This is a genomic window from Roseospira navarrensis (assembly GCF_009601025.1).
Lineage (GTDB): Bacteria > Pseudomonadota > Alphaproteobacteria > Rhodospirillales > Rhodospirillaceae > Rhodospira > Rhodospira navarrensis.
This window is the reverse complement of the sequence record NZ_WIVE01000011.1, coordinates 70194-79038: the sequence shown is the minus strand read 5'-3', so window position 1 is coordinate 79038 and position 8845 is coordinate 70194. Positions and strand designations below refer to the sequence as shown.

The window sequence follows — 8845 nt, the reverse complement described above, 5'->3', positions numbered from 1 at the left end:
AACGTGTCCCGATCCATGCCCGCCTCCCGCGTTCGGTATCCTTCATGATACCAAATCCGGGAATGCATAGCGAACGCTATTTGAGCCTTTTTGTTACTCACTGTGGGCGTCGATGTAGGATCGCAGGGCCGCATTGATTCGGGTCTGATAGTGACGTCTTCCGCTGGCCTGGAACCAGTCGAGCACATCGGCATCAAGCCGGATCGTCACCTGCCGCTTGACCGGCCGGTAAAACACGCCGCGACGGCCTGCGCTTCCCTCAGCCACCTCTGGAACGTCCGTTGTGTCGATGTCGGCATCTGGCATGCGGTCCAGGGCGTCCAATTCCCGCTGAAGCCTGTCGGGCAGGGTGTCATGGTTTCTCATGATACATCCGCCTTTCCCGCGGTGTTGCTCTGCGAGCACTGATGATGCGACCGGGCTCGGTCTCGGTGGGGCACGTATGAGCGACAACCAACACCGCTCCGCCGACCGACCCGAGCGTTCGGAAGCGCATTTCGGAGCGTTCGGGATCATCGAAGGTCAACTGCATGGGATCCTGGAACACCAGAGCGGCCAATTCGAAGCTGACTCGATGCTTCGCGAGATTCCGCTCGGCCTTGATGGGGTCCCAGGTCCAACGGTCATCCATCAACCTTCTCCCATGAGCCGAGTGTAACAACAAATTTGTCGTTACACTAGGTCGACATTGCCACTCACCCCTCCGGCCTCCAGGCGTCGGGCAGGTGGTCCGGGCCCGCACCCGGGGTGACGCTGACCACGTCGAAGCGCACGCCGGCCTGGGCGTGCTCCGGATGGGCGGCGAGCCAGCCTTCGGCGGCCACGGCCAGGCGGCGGCGCTGGGCGGCGGAGACGGACTCCAGCGCGGCGGCCACGGTGGGCCGCGCCTTGACCTCGACGAACACCACGACCGGCGCTTCGGCTGTGGGATCAAGCGCCACGATATCGATCTCGCCCGCGCCGTCGCCCCGCCGTCCGCGCGCGCGCCGGTCCAGGAGGACCCAGCCGGCGGCGGCCAGCCAGGCGGCGACCGCGTCTTCGGCCTCGCGTCCGGCCCGGTCGGCCGCGCGGCGCTCCGGCGTGCCGCGCCGGGCCGTCATGACGCATCCTCCCGGCCCAGGGTCAGCGCGCGCTGATAGAGGTCGCGCTTGTGCCCCCCGGTTTCCGTGGCCACGCGGGCGGCCGCGTCCTTCGTCCCAAGGCCGTCGGCCAGGGCGGCGCGCAGCCGCTCGTCCAGAGCCTCCGGCGACAGGTCGCGGCCGGCGTCCGGGTCCGGCGGCCCGATGACGATCACGACCTCGCCCTTGGGTGGCCCCATTTCGGCGTAATGCTCGGCCAGAGCGGGCAGGGGATCGCGCCGGATCTCCTCGTACAGCTTGGTCAGTTCGCGGCAGACGGCGGCCGGCCGGTCGCCCAGCCCGTCCGCCAGGGCGGCGAGCGTGTCGGGCAGGCGTCGGGCGCTCTCGAACAGGATCAGGGTGGCCGGGATCGCCGCCAACTCGGCGATGAAGGCCCGGCGGGCCTTGTCCTTGGGCGGCGGGAAGCCGGCGTACAGGAAACGGTCGCTGGGCAGGCCGGAGGCCACCAGGGCGGCCAGCGGCGCGGACGGGCCGGGCAGGGGGATCACCGGATGACCGGCCTCGATGGCGGCCGTGGTCAGCTTGTAGCCGGGATCGTTGACCAGCGGCGTGCCGGCGTCGGACACCAGGGCGACGGCCTCGCTCTTGGCCAGCCGCCCCAGCAGGGCCGGGCGCTGCCGGGCGGCGTTGTGCTCGTGATAGGGCGTCAGCGGCGTGCGGATGCCCAGGCGGGCCATCAGGGCTCCCGTCGTGCGGGTGTCCTCGCAGGCGATGACGGCGGCCGCCCGCAGCACCTCCAGGGCGCGCAGGGTGATGTCCCCGGCGTTGCCGATGGGTGTGGCCACGACGTACAGGCCCGGGGCCAGCGTCGGGCTTGGTTTACTTGAGGAGTCGGGCTGGCTAGGCTGAGGCGCCATGGCGGAGTCTTCCGTCGGGACCGGCGCGCCGGTCCGGGGGGGAACAGGCAAGGAGACAACACGGTGACGGTGACGTCAGGAGATATGGGCGGACGATCGCGCCGCCGCCTCGGACTGATGGGCCTGGTGGCCCTGGTGGGACTCACGCTGGCGGCCTGCGCCCCTGTTTCGGGGCCGGGGCCGCGCACGTCAACCCCCGCGCCGCCGCCGCAGGTCAGGACGCCTCCGCCGCAGCAGCCGGGACCCGCCATGCCCTCGCCGGATACGCCGCTGTCCGGGGCGTTCGGCGGAGCGGGCGCGATGCCGGCCGACGGGCTGGTCCGCGTGGGGCTGCTGGTGCCGCTGTCCGGGCCCGCCGCCGCCATCGGCGAGGGCCTGTCCAACGCCGCCCAGATGGGGGCCTTCGACGCCGCCGACAGCCGCTTCGTGCTGCAACCCTACGACACCGGGGGCAGTCCCGCCGGGGCGGCCCGCGCGGCGCAACAGGCGCTGTCCCAGGGCGCCCAGCTTCTGCTGGGCCCCGTGTTCGCGGGCAGCACCCGGCAGGTCGCGCCCATCGCCGGGCAGATGGGGGTGAACGTGATCGCCTTCACCACCGACCCCGGTGTTGCCGGCGGCAACGTGTACGTCATGGGCTTCCTGGTGCGCGAGCAGGTGGACCGGGTGGTCCGCTTTTCGATCAGCGAGGGCCGGACCGCGTTCGGCGCGCTGACCCCGGCCGAGACCTATGGACAGGTCGCCACCCAGGCGTTGCGCGATCAGGTGGCGGCCCGGGGCGGCCAGGTGATCTCGGTGCAGACCTATGCGCCCGACAACCCGGACCTGCGCGAGCCGGCGCGGGCGCTGCGCGGTACGGACGCCGTGCTGATCCCCGACACGGGGGACGGCCTGCGCGCCGCCGTCAACGGTCTGGCCTATGTGGACATCGACAGCCGCCGGACGAGATACATGGGGACCATGCTGTGGGATGATCCCGGGCTGTGGCGCGAAAGCGCGCTCGCGGGCGGCATCTTCCCCACGCCGCCGCGCGACAGCGTGCGCCGGTTCGAGGCCAAGTACCGCGACGCCTTCGGCAGCGAGCCGCCGGACCTGGCCATCCTGGGCTATGACGCCGCCGCGCTGGCCGGTGTGCTGGCGCGCCAGTCGGGCGGCCCGCGCTTCGATCGGGCCACGCTGACCAGCGCCGCCGGGTTCAACGGCGCGGCCGGCATCTTCCGCTTCCGCCAGGACGGAACCGTGCAGCGCGGCCTTGCGGTCATGGAGGTGCGGTCCGACGGCACCGTGGCGGAAATCTCGCCGGCCCCGCTGTCCTTCAGCGGCAGCGGCATGGGGACGGGGTTCTGAGGCACGGGGGCTCTTGATCCCGTCCGGGCGCGATATGACATTGAATGGCAGTCGCAACTGATGCCAGCGGCGCATGAGTCACACTCATCCGCCGCTGGTCTCATTTCCGGACGGGAGACACCGCCATGCTCAAGGGCACGGACTACCTGATGCTTGAACTGGCCCTTTATGCGGTGGTGGCGGTGTACGCCATCTATCGCCACCGCATCCTTGTGCGCGAGGTCCAGGCCACGGCGGACGCCCGCAAGGCCGAGCAGACGTCCGAGACCTGACGGGCGGCAAGACGCCTCAGCCGTCCGACCGCGTGAGGGTCACGGCCACATCGGCCGGCGGTGCCGTGTAGGGGGCCGAGGTGACCAGCACCCGCGCCCCGGCCCGGGCGTAGTCACCCGCGTTGGCCGCGCCGATCCCGCCCGCCGCCGCGAGGCAGGGCCGTGTTGCGGGGGGAAGGCGCGCGGCCACGTCGGCCACTTGATCGGGCGTGAACTTCTCCAACTGCAGCATGTCCGCGCCGTGGCGGGCGGCGGTCAGGGCCGCGTCCACGGTCTTGACCTCGACCACCACCGTGCGTTCCGGGCAGGCATGGCGGAGCGATGCGATCTGGCCCCCCAGCGCCGCCTCGCCGCCGGCCACCGCCCGATGTTCCGGGAACAGCAACACGGTGTCCGACAGGCCGGTGCGGTGCAGGCTCGCCCCGCCGGCCAGGACGGCCTTGGCGGACAAGGCGCGGGTCCCCGGCACGGCCTTGCGGGTGCAGGCCACCACGGCGTCCGGCCGGGCGGCGTGGGCGGCGTCCACGATGGCGCGGGCCCGGGTGGCGATCCCGGAGGCCCACTCCATCAGCGTCTGCGAGACCTTCCAGCCCAACAACAGGGTCTCGGCCGGACCGTCAGCGGCCAGGATGGGGGCGCCGGCCTCCAGAGCGTTGCCGCTGGCCGCCTGGACCCGCACCGACGCGCCCAGCAGCGACAGCAGCCGCGCGGCCTCTTCCGCGCCGCACAGGGTCATGGGGCCGCGCGCCGCCGCCGTCAGGCGGGCCGGTGTGCCGTCCAGGCCCAGCGCCCGGGTGGTCAGGTCGCCGTACGGGGCGTCCTCGCGCAGCAGCGCCCACAGGGCGGCATCGTCCAGAACCGGCATCATGGCGTGTCCTCGTCCTTTGCAGTGGGATCGGACCCCCGCTCGACCAGCGCCACGCCCTTGACCTGGGCGTGGACGGCTTGACCGGCGGCCAGCCCCAGAAGATCCCACGACTTGCGTGTGATGCGCGCCAGCAGGGGCGCGCCCTGGCCGTCCGCGCCCAGATGCAGGAACACCGTCACAAGGTGGGCGTCGGTCGGCTCCGCCCCCACGATCCGCACCGGCAGCACGTTCAGGATGCTCGACTGCGCCGGCCCCGGGGCGTCCCGCGTCAGGCTGACGTCCGAGGCCAGGATGCGCACCCGGCAGGGTGATCCGACCGCGCCCACGCGGCCCGGCACCAACAGATGCCCGCCGGGCACGGATACCGACGCGAGGCCGTAGGTCTCGTCGCGGGCCTCCACCCGCGCGTCGAGCACCTCGGCGGCCTCGGGCAGGCGGGCGAGCGGAAGGGCGGGGTCCGCCATCAGGGCGGACAAGGGGCCAACGGCCTTGGCCCGGCCGTGCTCCATCAGCACCAGGGTGTCGGCCAAGCGCTCCACCTCGGCGATGTCGTGACTGACGTACAGCACCGGAATGTCCAAGGCATCGTGCAGGGTTTCCAGATAGGGCAGGATGTCGTCCTTGCTGAAGCGGTCCAGCGCCGACAGGGGTTCATCCATCAGCAGCAGGCGCGGTTGCGACAGCAGGGCGCGGCCGATGGCGACGCGCTGGCGCTCGCCGCCCGAGAGCACGGCCGTGGGCCGGTCCAGCAGGCGGCCGAGCCCCAGCAGGTCCACCACCTCGTCGAAGGCAATGGCATGGTCGCCCGCCGCCGCGCGCCGCTGGCCGAAGCGCAGGTTGGCGGGCACCGACAGATGCGGGAACAGGCTCGCTTCCTGGAACACGTACCCGACGGGCCGCCGGTGCGGTGGCACGAACACCCGGGCGCCGTCCTGCCAGACGTCGCGGCCGACGCGCAGCACCCCCTCGGGCAGGCGGCTCAGCCCGGCGACGCAGCGCAGCACGGTGGTCTTGCCGCAGCCGGAGGGGCCGAACAGCGCGGTGATGCCCTTCGCGGGGACCTCGAAGCGGGCATCCAGGTGGAACGTCCCCAGCCGCCCGACAAAGGCGGCGGTCAGGGTGGCGGGTTTCGCGGTCACCGGCCCGTCCCCCAGCCCAGTCGCTTCTCGATCAGGCGCATGGCCAGCAGCACGACGAACGAGAACCCCAGCATGCCGGCCGCCAGGATATGGGCCTGCGTCCACTGCAGGGTTTCCACGTAGTCGTAAATGGCGATCGAGAGCACCTTGGTCTCGCCGGGAATGTTGCCGCCGATCATCAGCACCACGCCGAACTCGCCCACGGTGTGCGCGAAGCCCAGCACGGCCCCGGCCAGGAACCCGGGCCGGGCGAGGGGCACGGCCACGGTCCAGAAGGCGTCCCAGGGCGAGGCGCGCAGGGTGGCGGCGACCTCCAGCGGACGGTCGCCGATGGCCTCGAAGGCGTTGCGGATCGGCTGCACGGCGAAGGGCAGGGAGTGGATGACCGAGGCCACCACCAACCCCTCGAAGGTGAACGGCAGGCCCTGCCCGAACACCGCCGCGATGCCCTGGCCGAGCGGGCTGTTGGGGCTGAAGGCGACCAACAGGTAGAACCCCAGCACGGTGGGCGGCAGCACCAGCGGCAGGGTGACCAGCGCGCCCACCACCTCCTTGACGGGCGAGCGCGACCGCGCCAGCCACCAGGCGATGGGCGTGGCGACCACCAGCAGCAGCACCGTGACGATGGCCGCCAGCGTGGCCGTCAGCCAGACCGCGTCCCACATCTCCCCCGACACAGGTGCCCTCCTTTTGTGATCAACGGCATCTGACGATGGCCGTTGGAGTCCGTGGCCAGCCCGCTCCCCCACCCGACCACCCACAGCATACTGGCGTTGGGCGGCCGGGTGGGGGAGCGGGCCGGTCCAGACTGGGCGGATGAGTCTCACTCATCCGCCGGTGGTTGACATTACCTCTCGCTCTGGCCGTAGCCGTAGCGGTCCATGATGGCGGCCGCGTCCGGACCTTGCAGATAGTCCAGGAAGGCGTGGGCCGCGTCGTTGTCCGCGCCGTGTTTCAGCAGCACGGCATCCTGGCGGATGGGCGCGTACAGGTTCTGCGGCACCAGCCACCGCGAGCCGTCTTCGTGGCCCGCCACCTGCGACAGCGCAACGAAGCCCAGCGGGGCGTTGCCCGTGGTCACGAACTGGAGCGTCTGGGCGATGCTGTCGCCCTGCACCAGCTTCGGCCGGACCTGATCCAGCACGTCCAGGGCCTCCAGCGCCTCCAGCGCGGCGGCGCCGTAGGGGGCGGTCACCGGGTTGGCGATGGCGAGCCGCCCGAAGGCCTCCGGGGCCTCCAGCACCGCCCCACCGTCGTCCACCAGGGCCGGATCGGCACTGTACAGCACGATCCGTCCCAGGGCGTAGGGGAAGCGGCTGCCGGGCACGGCGTGGCCCTCGGCCTCGGCCTTTTCCGGACGGGCGGCATCGGCGGCCAGGAAGGCGTCGAACGGCGCGCCGTGGCTGATCTGGGCGTACAGCTTGCCGGTGGACCCGAAGCTGAACGTGACCGTGTGGCCGGTGGCTTCGGTGAAGGCCGCGCCGATCTCCTGCGCGGCGGCGGTGAAGTTGGCGGCGACGGCGACCAGGGTTTCGCCGGCATGGGCGCGCGGCATGACGGCACCGGCCGCCAGCGCGGCGGCGACGACGACCGGCAACAGCCGGCGCGGGACGGAAGCGGGCGGACAACTCATGGTCTTGGATCCTTGCATGCGGGGACGGGCGGGCCCCCTGGTCCGCCTGTCATAGCATCCCGGTGCGGGCAAGGTGGAGCGCCTTCCACCTTGCGGCGGCCATCCCGCCGCCCGTGCTGCCCTGTCCGGGCGTCCCAGCCCTGCACGGACGGGCGTTGCGGGCCGCCGGGGGACTGCTTACGGTGACCGAGGGCGGAACGGGCGGGCCGGTCGGCGGTCCTCTTCCCGCGCCGACAGGCACAGGAGACAGCGACGGATGCAGTTGACCGGACTCATGCACGGGGCGCACCTGCTGCGGTACGTGGACTTCCCCGTGACCGAGGTGCTCGGCCCCGGCGCCAGCGAGGACGAGATCCAGGACCTGCTGACCCGGCACGGCACGATCTTCATCAAGCCCATCTTCAAGGGCGGCGTGGGCCGCAAGGGCAAGGCGGGGCTGGTCGGCCAGGCCCGCGACCTGCGCACCGCGCTGAACGAGAAGGAACGGCTGTACTTCGCCGAGCACCGCCAGGGCGCCATCGTCTCCAAGGCCAACGGGGTGACCTTCGAGGCCGGGGTGCCGGCCGAGCATGAGGTCTATTTCTCGATCACCGACGAGACCCGCTTCCGCGCGCCGACCATGACCATCACCCACCGGGGCGGCATCGACATCGAGGACCTGGACCCGTCCGAGATCGCCACCGTGCCGTTCGAGTCCCTGACCGGCCTGAAGGCGTTCGTGGTGGCCAACGCGCTGTCCGATCTGGGGGCGCCGCGCGAGATCATCTCGCCGCTGGTGCAGCAGTTGCCCAGGCTGTGGGACCTGTTCCACCACTACGGCATGACCACGCTCGAGCTGAATCCGATCCGCATGAAGCCGGAGCGGGGCGGACGCCTGATCCCCATCGCCTGCGACTTCAAGGCCGGGTTCGACCGCGACGACCCGCGCATGGCGCGCCTGGGCCTGCCGGCGCACCTGTTCGCCTCCGACGTCTCGGCGTTCGAGCACGAGGTGAACCAACTGCGCACCTATCAGGGCCAGTCGGACGTGTTCGTCATCAACCCGAAGGGCACCATCCTGGCCCCCACCTTCGGCGGCGGCGCCAACAGTCTTGTGACCGAGGTGCTGGGAGATGCCGCCATCATCTCGTCGGACTTCGGCGGCAATCCGCCCTATGAAAAGATGAAGGATGTGGCCCGCATCTGCTACCGCCACTTCCTGCGCCAATCCAACGTGCTGTTCATCATCGGCGGCAAGGCCAACAACACGGACATCCACGAGACCTTCCGCGCCATGGGCGATGCCCTGCGCGAGCACTTCTCGGAGCGCGGCCCCACGCCGCTGCACGTGGTGGTCGGGCGCGGCGGTCCCAACCTGATCCGGGGCTTCGGCACCCTGGCCGAGACCTGCGATGCGCTGGGCGTGCCGTACCGCTTCTTCGGCTTCGACAGCGCCATCAGCGAGGTCGTGACCTACGCCCGCAAGGTGGACGAGTGGATGAAGGCGGGCGGCCGCGAGGAGATCGCCCGCCACATGGGCATCAAGCCCCCGCCGGCGTCCGCGTCCGCATCCGCGTCCGCATCGTCCGCCAGCGCCTGAGTCGGGAGAGAGGC

11 protein-coding genes are annotated in these 8845 nt (G+C 71.4%); 3 read left to right on the top strand and 8 right to left on the bottom strand.

The features are described from left to right. Positions 1–93 precede the first annotated feature (93 nt). The 4 genes from GHC57_RS05760 to rsmI form a co-directional block, all read right to left on the bottom strand. Complete coding sequence (locus GHC57_RS05760) at positions 94–366, bottom strand: BrnA antitoxin family protein (RefSeq protein WP_153342101.1); 273 nt, start codon at positions 364–366, stop codon at positions 94–96. Then, a complete protein-coding gene (locus GHC57_RS05755; protein ID WP_153342099.1) occupies positions 353–631 on the bottom strand; it encodes a BrnT family toxin in 279 nt (92 codons plus the stop codon). Before GHC57_RS05755 ends, GHC57_RS05760 begins: the two co-directional genes overlap by 14 nt. A 64-nt stretch (positions 632–695) precedes the next feature. Then, complete coding sequence (locus GHC57_RS05750) at positions 696–1100, bottom strand: YraN family protein (protein WP_153342097.1); 405 nt, start codon at positions 1098–1100, stop codon at positions 696–698. Further along, positions 1097–1996, bottom strand: coding sequence for a 16S rRNA (cytidine(1402)-2'-O)-methyltransferase (gene rsmI, locus GHC57_RS05745; RefSeq protein WP_153342096.1), 900 nt, complete (start codon positions 1994–1996; stop codon positions 1097–1099). Before rsmI ends, GHC57_RS05750 begins: the two co-directional genes overlap by 4 nt. A 249-nt stretch (positions 1997–2245) precedes the next feature. On the opposite strand from rsmI, the gene GHC57_RS05740 reads away from it, so the two are divergent. Both GHC57_RS05740 and GHC57_RS05735 read left to right on the top strand, forming a co-directional pair. Continuing rightward, the gene (locus tag GHC57_RS05740) at positions 2246–3340 is read left to right on the top strand and encodes a penicillin-binding protein activator (RefSeq protein ID WP_170294706.1); all 1095 of its coding nucleotides are present in this window, start codon (positions 2246–2248) and stop codon (positions 3338–3340) included. 125 nt (positions 3341–3465) lie between these two features. Further along, entirely contained in the window at positions 3466–3612 is a 147-nt protein-coding gene (locus GHC57_RS05735) for a hypothetical protein (RefSeq protein ID WP_153342093.1), read from the top strand. A 16-nt stretch (positions 3613–3628) separates the two neighbouring features. Here GHC57_RS05735 and modD read toward each other — a convergent pair whose 3' ends face one another. From modD to modA, 4 genes are all read right to left on the bottom strand, one after another. Next, positions 3629–4480: a ModD protein gene (gene modD / locus GHC57_RS05730; protein ID WP_170294705.1), complete on the bottom strand. Its 852-nt coding sequence runs from the start codon at positions 4478–4480 to the stop codon at positions 3629–3631. Next, positions 4477–5619 carry a molybdenum ABC transporter ATP-binding protein gene (gene modC, locus GHC57_RS05725; protein WP_170294704.1) on the bottom strand — a complete coding sequence of 381 codons (1143 nt, stop codon included), beginning with the start codon at positions 5617–5619 and terminating at the stop codon, positions 4477–4479. Before modC ends, modD begins: the two co-directional genes overlap by 4 nt. Further along, on the bottom strand, positions 5616–6296 hold the full coding sequence (modB, locus tag GHC57_RS05720) for a molybdate ABC transporter permease subunit (RefSeq protein WP_343031118.1): 681 nt from the start codon (positions 6294–6296) through the stop codon (positions 5616–5618). Before modB ends, modC begins: the two co-directional genes overlap by 4 nt. Before the next feature lie 170 nt (positions 6297–6466). Continuing rightward, the gene (gene modA, locus GHC57_RS05715) at positions 6467–7252 is read right to left on the bottom strand and encodes a molybdate ABC transporter substrate-binding protein (protein WP_153342091.1); all 786 of its coding nucleotides are present in this window, start codon (positions 7250–7252) and stop codon (positions 6467–6469) included. Between the two features lie 256 nt (positions 7253–7508). On the opposite strand from modA, the gene GHC57_RS05710 reads away from it, so the two are divergent. Continuing rightward, entirely contained in the window at positions 7509–8831 is a 1323-nt protein-coding gene (locus GHC57_RS05710) for an ATP citrate lyase citrate-binding domain-containing protein (RefSeq protein WP_153342089.1), read from the top strand. Positions 8832–8845: the final 14 nt, after the last annotated feature.